The sequence below is a fragment of the Shimia sp. R10_1 genome, from assembly GCF_017744095.1.
GTDB lineage: Bacteria > Pseudomonadota > Alphaproteobacteria > Rhodobacterales > Rhodobacteraceae > Shimia.
Window position 1 is genome coordinate 155,752 of the sequence record NZ_JAGHQX010000008.1, and the last position, 24,492, is coordinate 180,243.

The following is a 24,492-nucleotide window of genomic DNA, read 5'->3' on the forward strand; positions in this document are numbered from 1 at the left end:
CGTGATTGGGTTGTGAAATGCAATCTGCCGCTCCGGGCGATGCGGCAGATGCCCTGCCGACTAGCAGAGAGACAAAGTTTGATGAATGATCCAGTGATCCAATTGCCGATTCACAATGTGCCGACCCTGAACCTGTCTGAGGCAGCGCTGGACATCTATGAAGGAGTGCGCAGTCTCCCGATTGTCTCTCCGCATGGGCACTGCAAACCGCAGTGGTTTTCCGAAAATCGCCCGTTTGCGGACCCGGCGGAGCTGCTGATCATTCCCGACAGTTTTGTGGTGCGTATGCTTTACAGCCATGGTGTATCCCCTGAGGATATGGGCATTGGAGTGCCGCCAGAGCAGCGTGATGCCCGCGCGATATTTCGGGTTTTTGCAAGCCACTGGCACAAGTTCCGCGGCACCCCCAGCCACATGTGGATTTCCAGCGCGCTGGCCCATGTTTTCGGCGTGGTGATGCCGTTGAATGAGGAAACAGCAGATCAGGTCTATGACCGGATTGATGCGGAGCTGAAATCCGCACGGATGTATCCGCAGTCGCTTTTGCAGGCGTTCAATATCGAGGTGCTGGCGACCACAGACAGCGCATTGGATGATTTGGCGCATCACAAAGCGGCGCGGCGCCAGAAGCTGCGTGGCAAGATCATACCGACTTTCCGACCAGATTCAGTGCTGGATCCCAAACATCCAGACTTTGCAGCCGATGTCGCCGCGTTGGGTGACATCACGGGCGAAGACACGCAGAGCTTCACAGGCTATTTGGAGGCGCTGCGGGAACGCCGCGCTTACTTCATGGCCAATGGCGCGACCGCAACGGACCATGTGGTGGATGCGCTGATGACGTGTCATTTGACAGAAAAGCGCGCAGCCACTCTGTTTGCCAAGGCGCTGGCGGGCACGATCACGCCCAAAGAAACACAGGTGTTTTACGGGCATATGCTGACGGAAATGGCGCAGATGTCTGTGGAGGATGGCCTGGTGATGCAGATTCACGCGGGCAATTTGCGCAACACCAATAAATCGCTTTATGCGACCTATGGCGCAAACATGGGCGCGGATATGCCAGTGCCGGTCGATTGGGTGCGTGGTATGGATGCGTTGCTCAACCGTGTGGGCAATGTGCGCGACATGAACATTCTTTTGTTCACTCTGGATGAAAGCACCTATGCCCGAGAGTTGGCGCCCATGGTGGGGCACTGGCCGGCATTGCGTCTGGGGGCGCCGTGGCGGTTCCACGACAGCGCCAATGGCATCGCGCGCTATTTGGATCAGGTGGTGGAGACCGCCGGATATTGGAACCTTGCGGGCTTCAATGATGACACACGTGCGTTGATGTCGATCCCGGCGCGTCATGACATGTGGCGGCGAGGCGTGAGCCTGCATCTGTCGCAACAGCGCTCGCGCGGGGTGCTTGGGCGCAGTGATGCGGATGAAATTGCGCGGCTGCTGTGCCGCGATCTGGCGATTGATGCCTACAAGCTTGGCAAAGTTGTGTGATGTGAAAGCCGCCTCATGAGGCGGCTTTCTTTTTGCCCGTGTGTGTCGCGCGGTGTGGCGTGATTCTGCACACCAACCCGCGTGTCTGCCCCGATTCCGGGGCGGCTGGCGTGAGGCGCACAAAAACCATGTCGCCCCCGCCGCGTTTTTCCTTCAAATTGATAGCTTTTCGGTTACCGGCAGTTAGGAAATTGGCGCGGTTCCGGGGCAGGCAGGCTGGGATATTTCTGCGCCTGACCGTGGTGCGCATGAGGCATGGGTATGCGTGGTTTTTTGGGCAAAACCCCATAAAAATAAGAAGAAAATTGCCGTGAATGCGCCGAAGTCGATCCAGGAAGACGCGCGCGCAGGGCTGTTTGTGGTGGGGCCGAAGCCTGCGTCACCTTAAGCGCTTTCTGTTTGGGGCGCACAGAGGAGAGCGGCGGCCGCAGTGCTGTGCCCCATAAAGCGCGCTGGCGTTATCAGTTCGGTAACCACTTTGGCAAAAAATAGGGTCACGGAGCCAAGAAATGGCTTCGGGATCGCCACCGCACAGAAGTGCACGCGGCGGCAATGGAAAAAGTCCATTTGTACCATTGGGTTACGCCCGTTGGGCGCGATACAGAAAGTTGACGACCAAAATGGATACAGACGTTGAGAACGCTGACTTCAGGCAGACCCGGGTACAGGCACCGGGTCGCGCCCTGAAAGGTGTTTGTCCAGCCAATATGGGACCGCATGCGGATCGTGTGCAGCTCTCATTCGCCACGCAAACGTCACATGGCCATCCGTCATGAATTTGCATCCGCTCACACGCCCTCAACGCACGCCCCAGGTGTCCTTTCTGTTGCTGTCTGGTGGTGTGGGTGCGCGGGCTGAACACCACGAACCCAAACAATTTTATAAACTCGCCGGTCACCCCATGCTGGCACATTCGCTGATCGCGGCTGTGCGGTCGCCCTATGTGGCAGAGATTTTGATCAACGCGCCGGCAGGTTATGAGGCCCGTACGCGGCAGATCATGGAGGCCTATTGCGGCAGTGTGCCATTTCAGGTGGTGCCAGCGGGGCAGACACGACAGGAGAGCTGCGCTGCCTTGGTTGAGGCGGCGCGCCACGCACAGGTTGTGCTGCATGAGGCGGCGCGCCCGTTTCTGAACCCTGAGATGCTGGAAAAGCTGATCACCTGTGAAGCGCAGAACGCGGGCTATTGCCATGCCATCGCTTTTTCCATGTGTCGCATCGACAGCGAAACGCGTCTGGTGCAGCGCGGCGTGTCACGCGAGAAGGTGTTTGACATCCAGTTGCCGCAGAAGTTTGACCGTAGCACGCTGCGTGAAGCCCATGCTGCGGCGCGTGCGGCGGGGGCTGCCTACAACGAGGACACGGTGATGGTGGTGGAGATGACCGGCCAGCCCGTGCAAGCTCTTGAAGGCTTCAGCCGCAATCGCAAGGTCACCACACCGGAGGACTTTGTTATCGCCCAAGAGATGATGAAGGGCTTTCATAGCAACAGAAAGGCCTTTGCGCATGGCTAAATCCGTTTTGATCACTGGCGCATCCAAGGGCATTGGGCTGGCCACCGCACGGCGGTTTGCCCGCGGCATGGATGATGTGGATTGCATCGTGATGGTGGCGCGCGCCTCAGAGTATTTTGACAGTGCCCTGGCTGAAGTGCGGGCGCTGGCGGGCAACCGGCAGGTGGTGTCCATTGAGGTGGATCTGGCCGACCCGGATGCCGTTTCAGCGGTGTTTGATCGGCTTGAGACGGAAAACATCGCCGTGTCCACCATTGTGAACAACGCGGGCTTCACCAAGCCTGCGTCGATCAATGAAACTCGGATGGCAGATTTTGAACGCACGATGCAGATCAATCTGTATGCACCCTTCCGCTTTGTGCAGGAGGCGCTGCTGCGCAGCCATCCGCTGGAGAAAGTGATCAATATCGCCTCGACCGCCGGGATTGGCGGGCGCTCTGGCTGGATGAGCTATTCCACCTCTAAGGCGGCGGTGATCAATATGTCGGAAGTGATGCGCGAAGAGCTGGCGCCTTATGGGATTGATGTGGTCTGCCTGTCGCCGGGGCGCTGCGCGACCGATCTGCGCAAGACGCTGGCGCCGGATGAAGATCCGAGCACGATCATGCAGCCGGAACATGTGGCAGATGTGATTGCGATGATGTCTTCGCCTGCTGGCAAGATGCTGATGAGCGAAAACCTGGTGGTGCGTCTGTAGTTGGATGCTGGTGACGCGTAACTCAGAGCGACAGAAAACCGTTTCGGCAGGGGCGGCGGCGTCTGCGCAGGCTGTCCGTGCTGTGCACCGTGCGGATGACACCAGCCGATTGCCAGATCAGGCGGTGTATCTGGACAGCCCTGTGCTGTCTGCGGTGAGCCAGATCCGCCCGTTTTTTGCAAGCGGTGCGTTTGGGGTGGCGTCGACGCCTTTGCTGCTGCGCCAGAAGCCGATGAGCCAGATACAGCGTGCATTGGGCCGGTTGCCCCGAGAGCTGGACATTCGCTGGATCAAGGGGCGGGCGGCGGCGCTGCCTGTCGCCACAAATGGCGTGGTGTTTTACCCCTTCAATGCACGGTCAAACCTGCAAACGGTGACAAAACGGGATGTGCGCCACGTGCTGACGCTGCATGGGGAAAGCAACAAGGGTGCCTCCATGCGCCCGGCGGCGCGGATTTATGACTATGTGTCCATCGCAGGGCCACTGGCGCGCGATCGCTATCTGAAGGCGGGGATTTTCACCGCCGATGATGTGGACAGGGGCCGGTTGGTGATGATGGGGGACACATTTGTGCAAACCCTGCCAGAGATCCGCGCAGCCCGTGCCACAGATGCGGATCCGGCGATTTTCTATGCGCCCACCTGGGAAGGGTTTGGCGGGCAGGCGGACAATCACAGCTCCATTGAGGCGCAACGTGGGTTTGACGCGGTGGTGCAGGCGGCACAGGCGCTGCGCCTGGAGCGGGTTGTGATCAAACCGCATCCCTATCTGGGGCTTTTGCGGCCCGCGATCATCGGGCGCTTCATGGCGGGGGTGCGCCTGCTGAGGCAGGCCGGATTGCAGGTTTCGGTGATGCTGCAGGAGGCCAGCCCGCCATTGCGACTGGCCTGCGCGCTTCAGCGTGGGCAGCGGCTGACTTTGGCATGCAAGAGCTCGGTGTCCGTGCCCGTGCCGGTGGCGCTGGGCATTTGTGATGTCTCTGGCATGGAGGCGATTTTTCTGAAGCACCGCATCCGGCATCTGGTGATGGCGCGCGAAGAGACGGTGCCGCATGAGATTGCCCGGCTTTATCTGCGCAAGGCGCTGTTGCCGGGGGGCGATGTCGGGCGCGTGATGGCCCGGTATCTGGCGGACGCCGCAGAGGTGGATGCCGCCCATCGGGCCCATGTTTTTGGCTGGAGCGCGTCAGAATTGGCAGAGGGATCAGCCGCCGCTGCGCGTGGTTGGCTGGTGAACTATGTGCGCCAGGATCCGTTCTGGCGCGGACAGATGGGCTGACGTGATGGCCAGTGACAAGCGCGCTGCGGAGCTGCTGACAATTCGTAAACCCTTGCGGGCTAGACTGGGGGATGATCACGGGGGCCTTGAGGCGGGCACCGCTGCCACAGGGGGCAGAAAGGGACAGAATGGCTGAGATCAAAGTGCTGAAACCTGTGCCGGTGTCTGAGGGCCCGCTGGGCGTTGTGCGGGCGGGGCCGAAGGCTGTGCCGCGGGGCCGCCGCCGCTGGGGGCTCATGTTGTCTTTTCTGGCGCTGTTTGTTTTGCCCGTTGCCCTGGCTGGGAGCTATTTCGGTTTTGTTGCGACAGATCGTTACGCGGCCAGTGCGAGCTTTGTGATCCGATCCCTGGATGGGGGCGGCACACCTGATCTGATGGCGTCTGTCACCGGGTTTCCGGCGAGTGGTGCCAACAATTCTGACAGCTACGTGGTGCGCAACTATCTGGAAAGCCCGGATCTTCTGCGGGAAATTGATGAGGAGCTGAACCTGCGGGGGCATTATTCGCAGGACCATATTGACCTGATTGCCCGCCTTGGGGTGGAGAGCAGTTTTGAGGATATGGTGGACTATTGGCAGTGGCGCATCAGCACGAGTTTTGACAGCACCACCGGCATCGTGAGCTTTGAGGTGCAGGCCTTTGATCCGGGCACAGCGGTGCGCGTGGCGCGCAGTGCTTTGGCGGCGGCCGATCGTTTGGTGAATGAGCTGTCTGAAGCTGCGCGCCGGGATTCGGTGCAGTTTGCCGCCGATGAGGTGGCCCGCGCCGAAGAGCGGCTGCGCGCCGTCAGCTTGCAGCTGGTCGCCTTTCGCACCGAAAGCGGCACGGTTGACCCGATGGCCAATGCACAGCTGGACGCGGAGCTTTTGTCCTCGTTGGAAACGAAATTGGTCAAAGTGCAATCTCAAATTGATGAGGTGGCCGGATCGGTGGGGGAAAATTCGCCCATTCTGAAACAGCTCAACCGGCAAGCCAGAGCCTATCGCCAGCAGATTGCCGAGCGGCGCAATCTGATTGGGGCCGCGGGGCAGGCCGCCAATGCCAAAACCGCTGAGACGCTGGCGGGCTATGAGGCGTTGCAGATTGAAAAGCAATTTGCTGAGCAGACCTATGCCTCTGCCATGACATCGCTTGAGGCGGCGCGGCTGGATGCGGATCGCCAGCAGCGTTACCTTGGCGTGTTCACCCGCCCCTTTGCACCAAGTGAGCCGGCCTATCCGCTGCGCTTGCGGGACTTTTTGCTGATTGCTGCTGCGGCCTTTGCGTTTTGGGCGATTGCCGCCCTCGTCGGCTATGCCGTGCGCGATCACATGCGGTGAGGGCAGGCAATGCTGCAGGCGATCTGGCTGCAAATGCGGGTGGTGGCGTCGCTGACGCTGCGGGAAACGCGCATGACGTTTGGCACGTCGCACGTGGGGTATCTGTGGGCGATTGCGCAGCCGGTGATTTCGGTCGGTTTTATGGTCGGGCTGTTTTACCTGATCGGGCGGCAGGCCCCGTTTGGGGCGTCGCTGGCGCTGTTTTTTGCCACCGCTGTGTTGACACTGGACCTGTATAACAAGCTTTCTGTGTCGCTGATGCGGGCGTTTACCACCAACAAATCGCTGTTGAGCTACCCGATGATCAAAGAGCCGGACACGCTGTTTGCGCGGCTCACGCTGATTGCGCTGACCTTTCTGGTGATCAATGCGCTGGTCTATGGCGGGCTGATGGCGATGGGCTGGGCGGAGCTGCCAGCGCATCCTGAAAGACTGATCTATGCCTTTGGCACTACGTGCTTTTTAGGTTTTGGCGTGGGCGCGATCAATGCGCTGCTGTATCAGCGCACCCAGGCGTGGCAGCACGTCGAAAAGCTGATCGCGCGGCCCTTGTTCTTTCTGTCGGGGGTGTTCTACATTCCGTCAACCCTGCCGCCGGAGGCGGTGGCGGTGCTGAAATGGAACCCGCTGTTGCACATTGTGGAATGGACGCGGGAGGGGTTTTACACCAATTATCGCAGTGATGTGCTCAACATCGCCTATCCGCTGTCGCTGGCCGCCACTCTGGTGATCATCGCGTTGTTTGCAGAGCGGATCACCCGCAAACAAAGGGCGTGAGCGATGATCGCCTTTGAGCATGTGAGCAAGGATTATCACGTCAAAGGGGTGCACAAACGCATTCTGGAGGACGCCAGTTATCAGTTTGCCGAGGGCAAAAATATCGCGCTGATGGGTCACAACGGCGTAGGCAAATCCACCATGATGCGGATGATTGCCGGGATTGAGCCGCCCACATCCGGCACGGTGCGTTGCAGCGAAAAGGTCAGCTGGCCTATGGGGTTTTCCAAAGGCTTCAACGGCTTGATGACCGGCGTGGAGAATGTGCGATTTGTCGCGCGGGTCTATGGCTGTGATACAGAGCAGGTGCTGGCAGAGGTGCAGGAGTTTGCCGAACTCGGGCCCTCGCTGGATCTGCCCATTGAGACCTATTCCAGTGGGATGAAGGCGCGCCTTGCCTTTGGGCTTTCATTGGCGATCCGCTTTGACTGCTATCTGGTGGATGAAATCACTGCTGTGGGCGACCAGCGGTTTCGCAAGAAAAGCGAGCAGGCGCTGCGCGCGCGGATCACAGACTCGCGGGTGGTGATGATTTCCCATTCCGAACGCACGATCCGTGAGTTTTGTGATGAGGGTGTGCTCGCTTATGGCGGCAAGCTTTATCATTATGATGATCTGAACACATTGATCGCGGACTATAAGCGCTTCTGCTAAACGAAAGAAAATACGAGATTTGGCCTGGCAACATATGCGTTGTGGGCGGTTTTGGTTTCGTTTTGGTGCGAAAAACGCGCCGTTTTCGCGTTGGCGGGCGAAACCTCCTTGGCGTTTCTTTCGGTTTGAATTAGGACTCGAAAGAAATGGAGGGGAGATGATGAAGGCACGTGCCAAGACCCGCGCCCGTCAGGAAGAGATCCTGAAGCTGCTCAAACAGGCCGGGCGCGCCATGGTTGAGGAGCTGGCGGAGCGGCTCGACACCACGCCGCAAACCATCCGAAAAGACCTGACCATGCTGGCTGAGGACAACCAGATCATCCGCTTTCACGGTGGGGCGACGCTGGCGGCGGGCACGGAATATGCGGGCTTTGATGTGCGCAAGGAAATCATGCGCGATGAGAAGGATGCAATCGGGGCCACCATCGCCGCTCAAATCCCAAACCATGCCAGTGTGATCCTCAACGGGGGCACCACCACCATGGCTGTGGCCCGCCATCTGAGCCACCATGTCGGGCTGAGCGTGGTTGTGGATTCTGTGCATATTGCCAATATTTTAAGAGAGTTTCCCGGCGTTCAGGTGATGATCCCGGCCGGTGTTGTGCGGGGCGCGGATGGCGCCATTCTTGGGGCCGCAGCGGTTGATTTCATCCGCAAATTTCGCGCCGACATTGCCGTTGTCGGAGCTGCGGCCATGGGGCGGGACGGAGATCTTGTGGACTATGATCTGGAGGAAAGCGCGGTCAGCGCCGCGATTATTTCCAGTGCGCGCAACGTGATCCTGGCGCTGGACAGCTCCAAGTTTGGAAGCTTCGCACCGGTGTCTTTTGGCACGCTGGCGGATGTGAATTCGCTGGTGACCGATGCGCAGTTTGATCCGGAGATGGGAGCACTCGCTGCGGCTCATGGTGTAGGCTTTGTGGTGGCGGTGTGAGTCAAATGGGTTGACGTGTAGCTTCGTTTTGTGACCTAATCGAAAAAAACGAAATTACTTTCGATAGAAAAGTGGTTTCGGCGCGATATTTTTGGGAGGATATATCGCAATGATGTTGGTCTTGCGGCCTTTGGCGTGGGTGAATACCCACATTTTGCGCCTGTGCAGGCGGTTGGGTGCCTTGGCGCTGGCGCTGATGGTCATCGTGATTCTGACACAGGTTTTCTGCCGTTATGTGCTGAACAACGCCTTGGCCTGGCCGGATGAGGCGGCGCGATTCCTGATGTTGTGGCTGGTTGGGCTGATGGCGCCTTCGGCGATGCGCTGGGGCGGGTTTGTGGCGATTGATACGCTGCCCAATATGCTGTCGCGGGTGCCGGGGCTGGTGCTCAATCTGGTGCTTTTGTGTTTCTCATTTGCGGTGCTGATGATCGCGGTTCAGCACGGGCAGGCGCATACATTTGGGTTTGGTGGCAACTTTGACAGCTCCTCGCTGCGTGTGCCGCTGGAGTGGATTGGCGGCGAGGGTTTCAAGATCAAGCTGCGCTATATGTATGGCTCGTTGCTGTTTTGCGCGGTGATGCTGAGCGTGATCACGGTTGAGCTGATCCTGCGCACGATTATGGCGCTGATCAGCCCGGAGACTGAGCTTCCTGACACCGATGAATTTGCAATGGCCATGGGGGCGGCGGACTGATGCTGGCGTTTTTTCTACCGCTTTTCCTGATCTTTCTGATGATCGGCCTGCCGGTGTTTTTTGCACTGCTGCTGTCGCCGGGTCTGCTGCTCTGGCTCAATGGGCAGGAGCGTGACATCGCGCTGCTCTATCGCAATGTTTACAATGGGATGGACAGTTTTCCGTTGATGGCGTTGCCGTTTTTCGTGCTCGCAGGTGAGTTGATGAACCGGGGCGGGATCACCACGCGGCTGGTGGAGTTTTCCCAAGCCTTGATGGGGCATCTGCGCGGGGGGCTGGCGCATGTGAACATCCTGTCCTCGATCCTATTCGCGGGCCTGTCGGGATCGGCTGTGGCGGACACGTCGGCGCTGGGGTCCACGCTCATACCAGCGATGGAAAAGAACGGCTATTCGCGCAAATTTGCGGCGGCGATCACCGCGGCAAGTTCGGTGATCGGGCCGATCATTCCGCCCTCGGGTATCATGATCATCTACGCCTATGTGATGGGCGAGAGCGTGGCCGCGCTGTTCCTTGCGGGGATCGTGCCGGGCGTGCTGGTGGGCGTCGGCCTGATGGTGATGGTGCGCCTGATGGCGGATAAATATGATCTGCCCAAGGCGGAGCGGATCGTGACCGCCGGGCAGACCATCAGCAAGACCGAAGCGGCATTCAGCTTTGTGCTGCTACGGATCAATTTTGCCGGTGTGCTGTTTGGGATTTATGCGGCGATCAGCGCCGTTCTGGCGGCCTCCGGTACGGTGATCGCGGTAAACGGCTGGCTGGTGTTCCTTGTCTTTCTGCCGATTGCCCATGTGATCCTGCTGCGCATTCGCAGGACGGTGAGCGCGGATTTCCGTATCATCTGCAAAAAGGCGGTGGTGCCGCTGCAAACGCCGATCATCATTCTGGGCGGCATTCTGGTGGGTGTTTTCACCCCGACCGAGGCCTCCGCTGTCGCCGTGGGCTATGCGCTGGTTGTCGGGCTGTTCATTCTGCGTCTGCTGAAGGTGCGCGACCTGCCGGGCATTCTGATGCGCGCGGGGCTGGCAAGCGCGACCGTGCTGCTTTTGGTGGGGGCGGCGGTGGCTTTTAAGACTGTGGTGTCCCTGAGCCATGCGCCGGAGACCATGGCGGGCTTTATCCTTGGCCTGTCAGAAAATCCGCTGGTGCTGCTGTTCCTGATCAACGTGCTGCTGTTTGCGGTGGGCATGTTTCTGGATGCGGGTCCGGCGATCATCATTCTGGGGCCAATCTTAGGGCCGATCTTTGTCGATCTGGGTGTGCATCCGGTGCATTTCGCAATCATCATGAGCGTCAACCTGACCGTTGGTCTGGCGACGCCGCCGATGGGGCTCGTGCTGTTTGTGGCCAGTTCGGTTTCCGGGGAACGGGTGGAGACAATCGCCAAGGCGATCCTGCCGTTTCTCGCTGTGGAGGTCTTTGTGATCTTCCTCATCACCTATGTGCCTGCCATTTCCATGACAATACCAAGACTAACGGGATTTGTGCAGTGACATCAATCGCTTGAACGACATCAGGGAGGATAGACATGTTCAGCAAAACCTTTAAAGCAGTGGCGACAGCCGCGCTGGTCGCGAGCAGCGCAATCGCCGCGCAGGCGGCGGATTACACCATTCGCGCGACCGCCAACTCCAATGAAAACGACGAGGATTATGACGGCCTCGTGGTCTTCAAAAACTTCGTGGAAAGCGCGTCCAACGGGGCCATCGAGGTTGAGTTGTTCATCGGCACGCAGCTCTGCTCCAAAGGGGCGGAATGCCTTCAGGGTGTGGCTGACGGCACGATTGACGTCTACATCTCCACCTCTGGCGGCGCGTCGGGCATCTTCCCCTATGTGCAGGTGCTGGACCTGCCGTATCTGATGGCCAATGACCGCATTGCAGAGACCGTGCTGGCGGGGGATTTCACCCGCAAAATGCGCGAGATGGCGCTGGCGGATTCCGGTGACAGCATTCGTCTGATGACCATCGGCAACACCGGCGGCTGGCGCAACTTTGCCAACACCAAACGCCGCGTGGCGTCGCCATCTGATATGGAAGGCCTGAAGATCCGCACCGTGGTGGCCGACCTGCCGCAGGAGCTGGTGCGGGCGCTGGGTGCTTCCCCAACTCCGATCCCATGGCCTGAGCTGTTTACCTCTTTTCAGACTGGTGTGGTGGAAGGCTCCAAAAACGGCATCACCGACATCATGGGCATGAAATTCCCGGATGCAGGTCTGCAATATGTGACGCTCGATGGGCACGCCTACATGGGTGCGCTGTGGTGGATGAACAACCAGAAGTTCCTTGGCATGCCTGAAGACATGCGCCGCGTGGTTGTGGATGGCTTCTCCGCGCTGCAGCAGGCCACTTTTGCCTCACCAAAGCGTAAGTCGATCAAAGCTTATGAGGATTTTGTCGCCGGTGGCGGGGATCTCTATGTGCCGACACCTGCGGAAAAAGCAGCGTTCAAAGAGGCTGCTGCGCCGGTTTATGACTGGTTCAAAGGCAACGTGAAAGGTGGCGAAGAGATCTTTGACGCGCTGACAGCTGCGGTGGCCGACGCAGAGGCGGATATCGAAGCGGGTATGGCGTCTGACCTGAACTAAGACGTTGATATAGCGAAAGATTGGTGTCGGGCTGGCGATGTATGCGCATGGCCCGTCACCTCCAAAATCACCGGAATGGATAGAGCCATGTCCGGTAGTCATCCACCAGAATATGGGCTTTTTGAATTTGCTCGTCCGTCATCTTTTTCACCACTTCCTCAAGGGAAATGGCCGCATCAGGATCGCCTCCGATCGCGGAAAGTGTGTACCACATGTAGGCGCGCACGAGATCGGGCGCGGGCATGCCCCGGCCGACTTCGTAGTACCAGCCGATGCCGCTCTGAGCGCCGGCGTGGCCCTTGAGCGAGGCGCGCAGGTACCACTCAAAAGCACGGACGTCATCACGCTCCACCCCCAGCCCAAGCGCGTACATCACGCCAATCAATTCTTCGGCTTCCGCATTGCCGCTGTTGGCAGCGGGCAGAAGCTCCTGCATCGCTTTGGTGTACTCTTTGGCATCCATGTAATCCCGGCCGGTCTCGATCTCGGCCAAAACGGGTGTGGTGCTGGCCAAAAGTGCAGCAAAAACAAAGCGTTTCATTCTTTCTCCCTCATCGCAGTTCTTGGCGCTCTCACGTGTGCGCCCGCGTATGGGAGCCCGCTTCCGCAGCCGTTGCAAGAGGATGATTTCATCCAGTTTGACCCGCGTCAGGCCAAGATCGGGCAGCTCTTGTTTTTTGATCCGATCCTGTCGGGCAACCGCAACATTGCCTGCGCCACCTGTCACCATCCGGAGCTGGGGTCCGGCGACGGGCTGAGCCTTGGGATTGGCGAGGGTGGTGACGGGCTGGGGCGGGAGCGGACGCCGGGCACAGGGGACAGCCGGATTGTGAAACGCATCCCGCGCAATGCACCGGCGCTGTGGAATCTGGCGGCGAAAGAGATCGACATCCTGTTTCACGACGGCCGCCTGTCGGTGAGCGATATTTATGAGACCGGTTTTGACAGCCCGGCGCAGGAATGGCTGCCGGGTGGGTTGAATTCAATCCTTGCGGCGCAGGCGCTGTTTCCAATGACCGCTGAGTTTGAGATGGCGGGCAATCCGAAGGAAAACCAGATCGCAGGGGCGGTCTATGACCGGATCGACAATGTCTGGCCGATTGTGGCCAAACGGGTGCGGATCATCCCGGAATATGCGGAGATGTTCATTGCCGCCTATGACGATGTAGATCAGCCGCTCGACATCAATATCACCCATATTGTCAACGCTTTGGCGGCCTTTGAGGGCACGGAGTTCAAGAGCTATGATAGCCCGTTTGATGCCTATCTGAACGGTGACGAAACGGCGCTGAATGCCGAACAAAAGGCCGGTATGGATCTGTTTTACGGCAAGGCGATGTGCAGCAGTTGTCATGCGGGGCCGCTGATGACGGATCAGAAGTTTCACGCGCTGATGTTGCCGCATTTTGGCCCCGGAAAGACGCGCCAATGGGATCCGATTGTGCGCGACGTGGGGCGCATGGGGGCGTCGGACCGGTTGGAGGATGCCTACCGCTTTCGCACGCCCGCGCTGCGCAATGTGGCGTTGACGGCGCCTTATGGCCACAACGGGGCGTATGACAGTCTTGAGGGCATGGTGCGCCATCACATGGACCCGCGCGGCGCCTTTGCGGCTTGGGAAAAGGACAACGCGGTGCTGCCGGAGGTGCCGTGGTTGGCGAAGGTGGATTTTCTGGCCTTTTCTGACACGCGGGAGCGGGCGCGTTTGGCCTCGCGTACCGATATTGAGCGGATTGAGCTTGATGATGCCGAGGTGGCGCAGATCGTGGCGTTTTTGCATGCGCTGACCGGGACGGAGAGCATCAAGGGGCGGCTGGGCGTGCCGGACAGCGTGCCAAGTGGGCTGGAGGTGCCGGAATGAGCAGGATCCTGTGCGTCGGCGCGGCGGTGGTGGATTTTGTCTTTCACCTGCCAGACTTGCCCAATCGGGCGGAGAAATACGGCACGGAAGAAGCGGACATCGTGGGGGGCGGCTGTGCCGCCAATGCTGCTGTGGCGATTGCGCGGATGGGTGGCGCGGCCGTGCTGGGCGCGCGGCTGGGGGAGGACAGCATTGGCGACATGATCGTGGCGGATCTGGCGCGCGAAGGCGTGGATGTCTCCAATGTCACGCGCACGGCGGGGGCGCAGAGTTCCTATTCGTCGGTGCTGATAGATGCGCAGGGAGAACGCCAGATTGTGAATTTCCGCGGGGCGGGGCTGGTGCTGAACACCGACTGGTTTGACGGCCTGACCGATCTGGGCGCGGTGCTGACGGACACGCGGCGAGTGGATGCGGCGCTGGCGGCGTTGGAGCTGGCCCGTGCGCGGGGTATTCCCGGAATTCTGGACGGGGAAGCGCCGATTGATCCGGCGCTGATGGGGGCTGCAAGCCATGTGGCGCTGTCGATGCAGGGGCTGCGCTCGCTTTATCCGGGGGCGGGTATCGAAGAGGCGCTTTTACAGATCGCGGAGGAACACGACTGCTGGGCCTGTGTGACCGACGGGGCGGATGGCGTTTGGTTTACTGATGGGGGCGCGGTGCGCCATGTGGCGGCCTTCCCGATCAGCCCAATTGATACGCTGGGCGCGGGTGACGTCTGGCACGGTGTTTTTGCGCTGATGCTCGCAGAGGGCATGGGCGCTGAAGAGGCAATCCGTCACGCAAACGGCGCGGCGGCCCTGAAATGTTTGACAAAAGGCGGGCGGGCCGGAGCTCCGAGCCGCGCTCAACTCAACGACTTCCTTAAGGAGACGAAGGTATGATTTCCCTGACACCCGGCAAGCTGAGCGGGATGCGCCGCATGGCCGATGAGAACGGCATTTACAAGATGACCGCCGTGGATCAGCGCCCGCCGATCAAGGGCCCGATTGCGAAACATCACGGGGTGGAGACCGCGCCGTGGGAGGAGGTCGCAAAGTTCAAAGGCATGCTGGTGGAGACGCTTCAGGCACATTCCACTGCGATGCTGCTCGACCCACACTACGCCATTCCCTACAGCTTTGATGCGCTCTTGCCGCACAAGGGGCTGGTGGTCACGCTGGAGGACAGCCTGTTCAAGGAAACCCCCGGTGGGCGGCTCTCTGACAGCATCGACAACTGGTCGGTGGGCAAGATCAAGCGCATGGGTGGTGACGCGGTGAAGGTGCTGGCCTGGTATCGGCCGGATGCCTCAGACGCGGTCAATCAGGCGCAGAAGGACTATGTGAAACAGGTGGGCGAAGCCTGTGCAAAATATGACATTCCTTTCCTGTTCGAGCTGTTGGTTTATCCGCTGGCCGCAGACGCCCATCAGACCAAGGAATACGTGGAGATGAAGGGCAAGAAGGCCGATGACGTTCTGAAATCGGTCGAGGAGTTTGCCAAGGCGGACTACGGCGTGGATGTGTTTAAGCTCGAAAGCCCGGTGAATGCGGCGGATGCGGATGGCTCTGCCGAGGTGCAGGCGGTGTTTGATGAGATGGGGCGTCTTGCTGGTCGGCCCTGGGTGATGCTGTCGGCAGGGGCGGGCAAAGCGGAGTTCCGCAATGTGCTGGAGCATGCATTCAAAGCAGGGGCGAGCGGTTTTCTGGCCGGGCGGGCGATCTGGCTCGATGCCTTCAATGCTTATCCGGATTGGGACGCGGTGCGCGCCGGGCTTGAGGGCGATGCGGTGGACTACATGAAAGACATCTCTGCCTTGGCGGATGCGCAGGCGGCCAATTGGGCGCAGCACAGCTGTTATGGCACAGGCGGCGCGCGGCTGCTGGCCGATGATGCCAGATTCCGCAACAGTTACGCAGACATCTGAGGGCATAAGCGCATGAAACTCGGCATTCTTCCATTGGGGCGTCCCACCTTTGACGTGCCCTTTGCAGAGGAAAACCTAACCGCGATGCTGGCGGCTTTGGAAGCGACCGGCCATGAGATTGTTGGCCCGCGTGAGCTGCTGTTTGATGAGGCGGCGACCAAAGCGGGCATTGCCGCGCTGAAGGCCGCGGAGGTGGATCAGGTGATGATCCTGCAGGTCACCTTTACTGACGCGTCGATGACCGTGGCGATTGGCGCGGCGTTTGAGCAGCCGCTGTCGATCTGGTCGATCCCAGAGCCGCGTTTGGGTGGGCGACTGCGGCTGAACTCTTTCTGTGGGCTCAATCTGGCGAGCCATGCTTTGGGTCTGAACAACCGTGCCTTTGGCTGGCTTTATGCGGACCCGACAGGCGATGTGGCTGCGGATTTGACCGCCATGCTCGCGGGCGCGCGGCCCTCAGGTAAGCTGGCGCTGGGCGCGGTGCCGGAGGCCACAGAGGCGGGCCGGGCGATTGCCAAAGCGGTGAACGGGCAGCGGATTGCGCGGATTGGCGAACATCCGGCGGGGTTTGACACCTGCGCCTATGACAAGGCGGATATGAAGGCGCTGTCCGGCGTTGAGGTGGATGAGCTGGCGCTGGACGATCTGTTTGATCTGGCCCGCGCGGTGCCTGCCGAGGCCGCCGCCGAAGTGCGCAAGCAGGCGGATGCGGAGCTGTCGGGGCTGGATGAAGTGGACCCGGAAGAGCTGGACCGCTCACTGCGCCTGAAGGTGGGGCTGGATACGCTCAAAGCAAACGGCGGCTACGGGGCCTTTGCCATTCGCTGCTGGCCAGAGACGTTTACCGAATATGGCGGCGCGGTCTGTGGCCCGGCGTCGATGATGGGGGAGGCGCGGGTGCCTTGCGCCTGTGAGGCGGATGTGTACGGCGCGCTCACGCAGATGGTTCTGGCAGCGGCGGCGGATGCGCCGGTGTTTCTGACCGATCTGGTGGATATGGACGCGGATGATGACACCGGTGTGGTCTGGCACTGCGGACAGGCCCCGATCTCGATGATCGCGCCGGAGGTGCAGGCCGAGGCGACCATTCACACCAACCGCAAGCAACCGCTGCTCTATCAGTTTCCGCTGAAGGCCGGTGAGGTCACGCTGATGCGGATCAGTCAGGCGCATGGGCGGCGGCATATGGTTTTGAGCCATGCCATGATGCTGACGCGGCCAATGTCTTTTACCGGCACGTCTGGGGTCTTGCGTTTTGGGCGCGGGGCGGGTGATGTGCTGAGCGATATCATTGCGAGCGGGCTCGAGCATCATATGGCTCTGGCTTATGGCGATCATCGGGTCGCCCTGCGTGGCGCTGCGGGGGCCATGGGGCTGCCGCTTTTGGAGATTTAAGATGACGATACGATATGGCCTGATCGGGTCAGGCATGATGGGGCAGGAGCATATCCGCAACCTCACCCTGCTTCAGGGCTGTGAGGTGACAGCGGTGAGCGACCCGGATGCGGGCATGCGCCAGCTGTCGGTGGAAAGCTCGGGTGGAACCGCCAAAGCCTTTGGTGACTATAAAGAGATGCTGGGGTCCGGTCTGGTGGATGCGCTGTTGATTGCCGCGCCCAATGACACGCATCATGAAATCCTGCTGGATGTATTAGAGACACCGCACCCGATTTTGGTGGAAAAGCCGCTGTGCACCACATCGGCGCATTGTTCCGAGGTTCTGGCAAAGGCTGAGGGGCGGGCAGCGCCGGTCTGGGTGGCGATGGAGTATCGCTATATGCCCCCGGTTCAGCGTTTGCTGAAGGAGTTGAACGACGGCACCCTGGGCACGCCGCGCATGATGGCGATCCGCGAGCACCGCTTTCCGTTTCTGGAAAAGGTTGGTGATTGGAACCGGTTCAATGCGCGCACGGGCGGCACATTGGTGGAGAAATGCTGCCACTTCTGGGATCTGATGCGGCTGACGCTGCAGAGCGATCCGGTGCGGGTTTACGCCAGCGCGGGTGTGGATGTGAACCATCTGGATGAGGCCTATGACGGGCGCACGCCGGATATTCTGGACAACGCTTTTGTCACCGTTGAGTTTGCCAATGGGGCGCGCGGGATGCTGGATCTGTGCATGTTTGCAGAAGGCTCTTACTGGCAGGAGACTATTGCCGTGACCGGCGAAAAGGCGCGGGTGGAGGCCAAGGTGCCGGGGCCTGCGCGGTTTACCCATGATGGCAAAGAGCGCCACAGCGAGGTGGAGATTAGCCACCGCGCGACCAAAGAGGTGGTGCGCGAAGAGGTCGAGGTGGATGAAAAGGTGTTGCAGGCCGGCGATCACCATGGCTCGACCTATTTTCAGCACGAACGCTTCCGCGATCTGGTGATGCGCGGGCAGGGTGAACCCGAAGTGAGCCTACAGGATGGGCTTTGGTCGGTGCGTGTGGGCGAGGCGGCCGAGGAAAGCGCGCGCAGCGGGCAGGCGGTGACCCTGTGAGTGACGTCTGGGGCCATATGCCGGATGGCAGCGCGGTGCATCGGATCACGCTCACGGGCGGCGGGCTGACTGCCCATCTGCTGACCTATGGCGCGGTGTTACAGGATTTGCGGCTGGCGGGGCATGACGCGCCCTTGGTGCTGGGGTTTCCTGAGTTTGCGCCCTATCTGACCCATTCGCCTTACTTTGGGGCCACGGCGGGGCGGTTTGCGAACCGCATTCGAGACGGGCATCTGGAACTGGACGGGCAAAGCTATCAGCTCGATCGCAACTTCATCGGCACGCACACGCTGCACGGTGGGGCGGACAGCATGGGCAAGCGTCTGTGGGAGATCGCGGCGGAGGCGGAAGACAGCGCGACGCTGCAGATCACGCTGCCCGATGGCCATATGGGCTTTCCCGGCAACCTGACTGCACGGGTGACATTTGCGCTCCTTGACGGCGGCGTGCTGGACATTCGTATGAGGGCCGAGACGGACAAGGCGACGCTGTGCAGTCTGGCGCATCACAGCTATTTCAAGCTGGATGATGTAGAGACGATTTCAGAGCACAGTCTTCAGATTGCTGCAGAGAGCTATCTGCCGGTGGATGCGGAGCTGATCCCAACCGGTGAACAGGCGCCTGTTGCGGGCACCTGCTTTGATTTCCGCCAAGGCGCGCCGGTGAAACAGGCGCATCCGGTGGATCACAATTATTGCTTGTCTGACAAACGCGAAGCCTTGCGTCCGGTGGCCGTGCTTAAATCTGCGGCATCCGGGGTGACAATGCGCTGTTTGACCACCGAGCCGGGTTTACAGGTTTATGATGGCACCCATATCGATATAGCGCTGCCCGGATTGGATGGGCGCGCCATGGGGGGCTTCAGTGGGCTTGCGATGGAGCCGCAAGTCTGGCCAGATGCGCCGCATCACGCGACATTCCCACAGGCCGTGCTGCGGCCTGATGAGACTTATCAACAACACACGCAGTTCGTCTTTTCGAAAGGGCAAACATGAGCAACTTCAATGGATTGATGCTGGAAGCCAACCTGATTGGTGGCCAGTGGGTGGGCGCAGACAATGGCGCGACCACAGAGATCACAAACCCTGCAACCGGCGCGGTGCTTGGCACGGTGCCAGACGCGGGTGGCGCAGAAACCGAGCGCGCCATTGCCGCCGCGTCCCAAGCGTTTAAAAGCTGGTCCAAAACCACGCTGGCAGAGCGCGTGGGCTTGCTGCACAAGCTGCATGATGCGCTGATGGACAACCAAGAAGACCTTGCGCAGCTGCTGACCGCAGAGCAGGGCAAGCCGCTGTTTGAGGCGCGCGGCGAGATCGCGATTGGCGCGGCCTATGTGCGCTGGTTTGCCGAGGAAATCCGACGCACCAAAGGCGAGATCATTCCGGCCCCCACCAATGACAAACGCCTTCTGGTGACCCACCATCCGGTGGGCGTGGTGGGCATGATCACGCCATGGAACTTCCCAAGCTCCATGCTGGCGCGCAAGATTGCACCGGCGCTGGCGGCGGGCTGTACCGTTGTGGCCAAGCCTGCGCCACAGACGCCCTATAGCGGTCTGGTCTGGGGCAAGCTGTGTCAGGACGTCGGCTTCCCAGATGGTGTGGTCAACATCGTGACCGGCGATGCGCCTGCGATTGGCGGCGCGATCATGAGCAACAAAGAGGTGCGTAAAGTGACCTTCACCGGCTCCACGGGCGTGGGCAAACTGTTGCTGCGTCAGGCAGCGGATCAGGTGAAGAAGGTCTCCATGGAGCTGGGCGGCAATGCGCCGTTCATCGTGTTTGACGACGCCGATCTCGATGCCGCTGTCGAAGGCGCGATGATCGCGAAGTTCCGCAACATGGGGCAGACCTGTGTCTGTACCAACCGTTTCTATGTGCAGGCGGGCATTCACGATGCCTTTGTGGCCAAGCTGAAAGACGCGATTGCGGCGATGAAGATTGGCGATGGCACCGAGGATGGCGTGGTGCAGGGACCGTTGATTGACGAGAACGCGGTCAAGAAGGTGGAAGGCATGATTGCTGACGCCAAGGCCAAGGGCGGCGAGGTTGTGCTGGGCGGCGGACGCCATGCGCTGGGCCAGACTTTCTTTGAGCCGACCCTGATCACCGGCGCGACATCGGAGATGCAGTTCACGTCTGACGAGATATTTGGCCCGCTGGCGGCGATCTACAAGTTTGAGGACGAAGAGGATGCCGTGGCGGCGGCCAATGCCACCGACTATGGCCTCGCGGCCTATGCCTACACCAAAGATCTCGCCCGTGCGTTCCGCATGAACGAAAATCTGGAGTACGGCATGGTGGGCGTGAATTCCGGCCTGATCACAACTGTCGAGGCGCCCTTTGGCGGCGTGAAAGAAAGCGGCATGGGCAAAGAGGGCGGCAGCCAAGGTTTGGATGATTACATGATCACCAAATACACCTGTGTCGCCGGGCTCTAAGACCCATTTGGGAGGAGACCTCTGATGATTTTGATCACAGAGTTCATGGATGACACGGCGGTGGGGCGGCTGAAGGCGGCCCACAGCACCACCTATGCGCCAGAACTGGCCGATGCGCAGGGCGATATCCCTGCGCAGATGGCCGGGGTGCAGGCGCTGATTGTGCGCAACCGGACGCAGGTCACGGCTGCGTTGCTCGATGCGGCGCCAGATCTGAAATGCGTTGGGCGCTTGGGCGTCGGGCTCGACAATATCGATGTGGCGGCCTGTGAGGCACGGGGCGTGGAGGTGATGCCTGCGCTTGGGGCCAATACGTTGTCGGTGGCGGAATATGTGGTGACCAATGCCGCCATTCTGCTGCGTGACGCCTATCAGGCCAATGCGGCGATGTTGGCTGGCGATTGGCCGCGCGCAGAGTGTTCCGGCCGTGAGGCGGGCGGGCGTGTGCTCGGCCTGCTGGGCTTTGGCGCCAATGCGCAGGAAACCGGCCGTCTGGCGCGGGCCATGGGGATGACGCTGATCGCCTATGATCCGTTTTTGCCGGAAGATCACCCGGCGTGGCAGCATGCGGAGCGCGGCGAGATTGCGGATGTGTTGGCCAAGGCGGATGTGGTGAGCCTGCATGTGCCGCTGACCGATCAGACGCGCCATATGATGAACGCTGAAGCCTTTGCTCAGATGAAACCGGGGGCTGTGGTGATCAATGCGGCGCGGGGCGGTGTGCTTGATGAAGCGGCGCTGGTGGCGGCGATGCGCTCTGGCCACATCGCAGGCGCGGCACTGGATGTTTTTGAAACCGAACCTCTGACGCAAGATGCGGCAGAGAGATTCAAAGGGGTCAGCAATTTGATCCTGACCCCGCATATCGCGGGGGTCACGCAGGACAGCAATGTGCGCGTGAGTGCAATGATCGCCGATCTGGTGCTTGACCGGTTGGCGTGAGCCAAAGTTAAGGGAGGAACGATGGCTACAAAGATGGATCAGCAGATCGTCAATGATCTGAAGGCAGCGGGGATCGACTATGTCACCTCGGTGCCGTGTAAACAGCTGGCGGGCGTGATTGAGGTGCTTGATGAGACCTCCGAGATCATGCACATGCCCTCCAACAAGGAAGACGAAGGCATGGGGCTGTGCGCCGGGGCCTTTATGGGCGGCATGAAGCCTTGCATCGTGATGCAGAACACCGCGCTGGGCGTGGTGGTGAACACGCTCGCGACACTCATCCAGTTCTATCAGATCCCGCTGCCCATGCTGATTTCCTATCGCGGGGAAGTGGGCGAGCCGGTGGCCTGTCAGGTGGAGATGGCGCTGCACACCAAAGCGATCCTGAACCAGCTGCACATTCCGACCTATCACTTCCACAAGCCGGAGGATGCGGCCGAGCTGCCGGGCATTCTGGAATATTGTCAGATGTCGTCCAAGCCGGTCGCCATTCTTTGTGACGCATCTTTCTGGAGGGCCTCGGCATGATCCGCAATGACGTATTTCAGACGCTGAAACCGATCATCAGCGAGCATCTTGTGGTCTGTAACATCGGCGCGCCGAGCCAGGAGCTGCATGCGATGGACGATCAGCCGTCCAATTTCTACATGCTGGGCACCATGGGGCTGGCGTCGTCTATTGGTCTGGGGCTGGCAGCGGCGCAGGACAAGCCGGTGATCGCGATTGACGGGGACGGCTCTGTGCTCACAAACCTCGGCACGCTCGCGACCATTGGCAACAACGCGCAAGGCAACTTCACGCTGTTGATCATCGACAATGGCTCTTATGGCTCCACCGGGGATCAGCCGACCTATGCGGGGATGAACACCGACCTGGCGGCCGTGGCCCGGGCCTGTGGCGCGCAGAACGTGCAGACCGTTTCGGCGGAGGACACGGCGGCGGCGGTGCAGGCGGCGATTGCCAGCGACGAGATGACCATCATCGTCTCCAAATGTGAGAGCGGCAATGTGAAGGTGCCGGTGATCAAGACCAATCCGATCGTGATCCGCGAGCGCTTTATGGAAGAGGTGCGGCGCTGAGCGCTTTGCCGACTGAACAAAAGTTCATCGAAACCCAAAGGGGCACCGTTCTGAGTGCCCTTTTTTTATTGGGTCAGACGGATTTGCGCTTTGTTGCGGAGAAAAAAGGGGCCGGTTGTGGCTTGATAATTCTCGCGCGGGCGTGGATCATCGCGCCACCAACTTTATCAGGGGAGTGAAATTGATGAAGTTCAAAACAATGATGCTGGCGACCGCTGCGATGGTGGCGATGCCAATGCTGGCACAAGCGGAAACCCTGCGCTGGGCGCGTGCGGGTGATGCGCTTACGCTTGACCCACATGCACAGAACGAAGGCCCGACATCGGCGCTGGCGCACCAGATCATGGAAACGCTGGTGATGCGTGACCATGCGGGTGCGATGGTGCCATCGCTGGCCACTGAATGGGGTCCGTCCGCGGACAATCCAAATGTGTGGGTGTTCAAACTGCGGGAAGGTGTGACCTTCCATGACGGCGCAAGTTTTGACAGCGAAGATGTCAAATTCTCGCTTGACCGCGCGATGACCGAAGACTCGGATTACAAAGAGCTGCTGGCCTCTGTGAAAGAGGTGCGCGCCACCGACGCTTACACGATTGAGATTGAGACCAACGGTCCCAACCCGATCATGGCCAACAACCTGACCAACATGTTCATCATGGACAAAGACTGGGCAGAGGCCAACAACGCCACCAAGGTGCAGGACTATGAAGGCGGCGAAGACACTTTTGCAGCCAAGAACGCCAACGGCACCGGCCCTTACAAGCTGGTCAGCCGCGAGCCGGACGTGAAGACCGTTCTGACGATCAACGAGAACTACTGGGGCAAAGATGAATTCCCGCTTCAGGTGACCGAGATCATCTACACCCCGATCCAGAACGCAGCGACCCGTGTGGCGGCGCTTCTGTCTGGTGAAGTGGACTTCATTCAGGACGTGCCAGTGCAGGATCTGGGCCGTGTGGACAACACCGCTGGTCTGGACGTGCGCACAGCCCCACAGAACCGCGTGATCTTCTTCGGGATGAACCAGGCGGCAGAAGACATTGCCAATGATGATGTGGATGGTGTGAACCCCATGTCTGACGTGCGTGTGCGCAAGGCGATGTCCATGGCGATTGACCGCAACGCGATCATGAAGGTTGTGATGCGTGGTCAGTCCGCGCCTGCGGGCATGATTGCACCGCCATTTGTGAACGGCTGGAACGAGGCGATGGACAGCTCCTCCACCACCGACATCGAAGGCGCGAAGGCGCTGATGGCGGAAGCGGGCTATGCGGACGGCTTTGGCATCACGCTGAACTGCCCGAACGACCGCTATGTCAACGACGAGAAGATCTGTCAGGCGGCTGTGGGCATGCTCGCCAAAATTGGCGTGAAGGTGAATCTGGACGCCAAGCCGAAAGCACAGCACTTCCCGCTGCTCAGCAATCTGGAAACAGATTTCTACATGCTGGGCTGGGGTGTTCCGACCTACGATTCCGAGTATATCTTTAACTTCCTCGCCCACTCCAAAGGTGAGAAGTATGGCTCCTGGAACGCAACCCGCTTTGCGGATGCGGATCTCGATGCGAAGATCGAAGCGCTGGCCGGGGAAACCGATCTGGAGAAGCGCAACGGCATGATCAATGAGATCTGGCAGGTTGTGCAGGATCAGCAGCTGTATATCCCGATCCACCACCAGGTGCTGAACTGGGGCATGAAAGAGAACGTTGGCACCATCGTGGAGCCGGAAGATTCTCCGAAGTTCAAATACTTTGAAATGAACTAAGCCCGCGGGTTTAGGACAACAAGAAACCCCCGCAGTTTGCGCTGCGGGGGTTTT

The 24,492-nt window shown here is 59.9% G+C and carries 23 protein-coding genes; 22 read left to right on the forward strand and 1 reads right to left on the reverse strand.

The window, feature by feature from the left end:
* The first annotated feature begins 81 nt into the window (after nt 1-81).
* The 11 genes from uxaC to dctP all read left to right on the forward strand — a co-directional run bounded on the left by uxaC (nt 82) and on the right by dctP (nt 11,960).
* Nucleotides 82-1,497 (forward strand): glucuronate isomerase, encoded by a 1,416-nt coding sequence (gene uxaC, locus J7413_RS15665; protein ID WP_209099879.1) that lies wholly within the window; start codon nt 82-84, stop codon nt 1,495-1,497.
* A gap of 772 nt (nt 1,498-2,269) precedes the next feature.
* Nucleotides 2,270-3,013 (forward strand): 2-C-methyl-D-erythritol 4-phosphate cytidylyltransferase, encoded by a 744-nt coding sequence (locus tag J7413_RS15670; protein WP_209099881.1) that lies wholly within the window; start codon nt 2,270-2,272, stop codon nt 3,011-3,013.
* Nucleotides 3,006-3,710 carry an SDR family oxidoreductase gene (locus J7413_RS15675; RefSeq protein WP_209099883.1) on the forward strand — a complete coding sequence of 235 codons (705 nt, stop codon included), beginning with the start codon at nt 3,006-3,008 and terminating at the stop codon, nt 3,708-3,710. Before J7413_RS15670 ends, J7413_RS15675 begins: the two co-directional genes overlap by 8 nt.
* A gap of 10 nt (nt 3,711-3,720) precedes the next feature.
* Nucleotides 3,721-4,989 carry a hypothetical protein gene (locus J7413_RS15680; protein ID WP_209099885.1) on the forward strand — a complete coding sequence of 423 codons (1,269 nt, stop codon included), beginning with the start codon at nt 3,721-3,723 and terminating at the stop codon, nt 4,987-4,989.
* A gap of 128 nt (nt 4,990-5,117) precedes the next feature.
* On the forward strand, nt 5,118-6,308 hold the full coding sequence (locus J7413_RS15685) for a hypothetical protein (protein ID WP_209099893.1): 1,191 nt from the start codon (nt 5,118-5,120) through the stop codon (nt 6,306-6,308).
* A 9-nt stretch (nt 6,309-6,317) separates the two neighbouring features.
* Nucleotides 6,318-7,085, forward strand: coding sequence for an ABC transporter permease (locus J7413_RS15690; RefSeq protein ID WP_209099895.1), 768 nt, complete (start codon nt 6,318-6,320; stop codon nt 7,083-7,085).
* A 3-nt stretch (nt 7,086-7,088) separates the two neighbouring features.
* On the forward strand, nt 7,089-7,739 hold the full coding sequence (locus J7413_RS15695) for an ABC transporter ATP-binding protein (protein WP_209099897.1): 651 nt from the start codon (nt 7,089-7,091) through the stop codon (nt 7,737-7,739).
* Nucleotides 7,740-7,896: 157 nt separating this feature from the next.
* The gene (locus tag J7413_RS15700) at nt 7,897-8,673 is read left to right on the forward strand and encodes a DeoR/GlpR family DNA-binding transcription regulator (protein WP_209099899.1); all 777 of its coding nucleotides are present in this window, start codon (nt 7,897-7,899) and stop codon (nt 8,671-8,673) included.
* A gap of 109 nt (nt 8,674-8,782) precedes the next feature.
* On the forward strand, nt 8,783-9,370 hold the full coding sequence (locus J7413_RS15705; RefSeq protein WP_209099901.1) for a TRAP transporter small permease subunit: 588 nt from the start codon (nt 8,783-8,785) through the stop codon (nt 9,368-9,370).
* Nucleotides 9,370-10,866, forward strand: coding sequence for a TRAP transporter large permease (locus J7413_RS15710; RefSeq protein ID WP_209099903.1), 1,497 nt, complete (start codon nt 9,370-9,372; stop codon nt 10,864-10,866). Before J7413_RS15705 ends, J7413_RS15710 begins: the two co-directional genes overlap by 1 nt.
* Nucleotides 10,867-10,901: 35 nt before the next feature.
* Complete coding sequence (dctP, locus tag J7413_RS15715; protein WP_209099905.1) at nt 10,902-11,960, forward strand: TRAP transporter substrate-binding protein DctP; 1,059 nt, start codon at nt 10,902-10,904, stop codon at nt 11,958-11,960.
* A 67-nt stretch (nt 11,961-12,027) separates the two neighbouring features.
* Here the strand turns inward: dctP and J7413_RS15720 are convergent, their stop codons facing one another.
* A complete protein-coding gene (locus J7413_RS15720) occupies nt 12,028-12,501 on the reverse strand; it encodes a tetratricopeptide repeat protein (protein WP_209099907.1) in 474 nt (157 codons plus the stop codon).
* A 72-nt stretch (nt 12,502-12,573) separates the two neighbouring features.
* On the opposite strand from J7413_RS15720, the gene J7413_RS15725 reads away from it, so the two are divergent.
* From J7413_RS15725 to J7413_RS15775, 11 genes are all read left to right on the forward strand, one after another.
* A complete protein-coding gene (locus J7413_RS15725) occupies nt 12,574-13,821 on the forward strand; it encodes a cytochrome c peroxidase (RefSeq protein WP_247743566.1) in 1,248 nt (415 codons plus the stop codon).
* Nucleotides 13,818-14,705: a PfkB family carbohydrate kinase gene (locus tag J7413_RS15730; protein ID WP_209099909.1), complete on the forward strand. Its 888-nt coding sequence runs from the start codon at nt 13,818-13,820 to the stop codon at nt 14,703-14,705. Before J7413_RS15725 ends, J7413_RS15730 begins: the two co-directional genes overlap by 4 nt.
* Nucleotides 14,702-15,730 (forward strand): tagatose 1,6-diphosphate aldolase, encoded by a 1,029-nt coding sequence (locus J7413_RS15735; protein ID WP_209099911.1) that lies wholly within the window; start codon nt 14,702-14,704, stop codon nt 15,728-15,730. Before J7413_RS15730 ends, J7413_RS15735 begins: the two co-directional genes overlap by 4 nt.
* A gap of 12 nt (nt 15,731-15,742) precedes the next feature.
* Nucleotides 15,743-17,125 carry a hypothetical protein gene (locus J7413_RS15740; protein WP_209099913.1) on the forward strand — a complete coding sequence of 461 codons (1,383 nt, stop codon included), beginning with the start codon at nt 15,743-15,745 and terminating at the stop codon, nt 17,123-17,125.
* A gap of 1 nt (nt 17,126) precedes the next feature.
* Nucleotides 17,127-18,212: a Gfo/Idh/MocA family oxidoreductase gene (locus tag J7413_RS15745; RefSeq protein WP_209099915.1), complete on the forward strand. Its 1,086-nt coding sequence runs from the start codon at nt 17,127-17,129 to the stop codon at nt 18,210-18,212.
* The gene (locus tag J7413_RS15750; RefSeq protein ID WP_348538766.1) at nt 18,209-19,207 is read left to right on the forward strand and encodes an aldose epimerase family protein; all 999 of its coding nucleotides are present in this window, start codon (nt 18,209-18,211) and stop codon (nt 19,205-19,207) included. Before J7413_RS15745 ends, J7413_RS15750 begins: the two co-directional genes overlap by 4 nt.
* Nucleotides 19,204-20,652, forward strand: a complete 1,449-nt coding sequence (locus J7413_RS15755) for an NAD-dependent succinate-semialdehyde dehydrogenase (RefSeq protein ID WP_209099917.1) — start codon at nt 19,204-19,206, stop codon at nt 20,650-20,652. The genes J7413_RS15750 and J7413_RS15755 overlap by 4 nt, the downstream gene beginning before the upstream one ends.
* Nucleotides 20,653-20,676: 24 nt before the next feature.
* Complete coding sequence (locus J7413_RS15760) at nt 20,677-21,594, forward strand: hydroxyacid dehydrogenase (protein WP_209099919.1); 918 nt, start codon at nt 20,677-20,679, stop codon at nt 21,592-21,594.
* Between the two features lie 21 nt (nt 21,595-21,615).
* Nucleotides 21,616-22,122 carry a sulfopyruvate decarboxylase subunit alpha gene (comD, locus tag J7413_RS15765; protein WP_247743567.1) on the forward strand — a complete coding sequence of 169 codons (507 nt, stop codon included), beginning with the start codon at nt 21,616-21,618 and terminating at the stop codon, nt 22,120-22,122.
* Nucleotides 22,119-22,673, forward strand: a complete 555-nt coding sequence (comE, locus tag J7413_RS15770) for a sulfopyruvate decarboxylase subunit beta (protein ID WP_209065874.1) — start codon at nt 22,119-22,121, stop codon at nt 22,671-22,673. The genes comD and comE overlap by 4 nt, the downstream gene beginning before the upstream one ends.
* A gap of 184 nt (nt 22,674-22,857) precedes the next feature.
* Nucleotides 22,858-24,438, forward strand: a complete 1,581-nt coding sequence (locus tag J7413_RS15775; protein WP_209099921.1) for an ABC transporter substrate-binding protein — start codon at nt 22,858-22,860, stop codon at nt 24,436-24,438.
* Nucleotides 24,439-24,492: the final 54 nt, after the last annotated feature.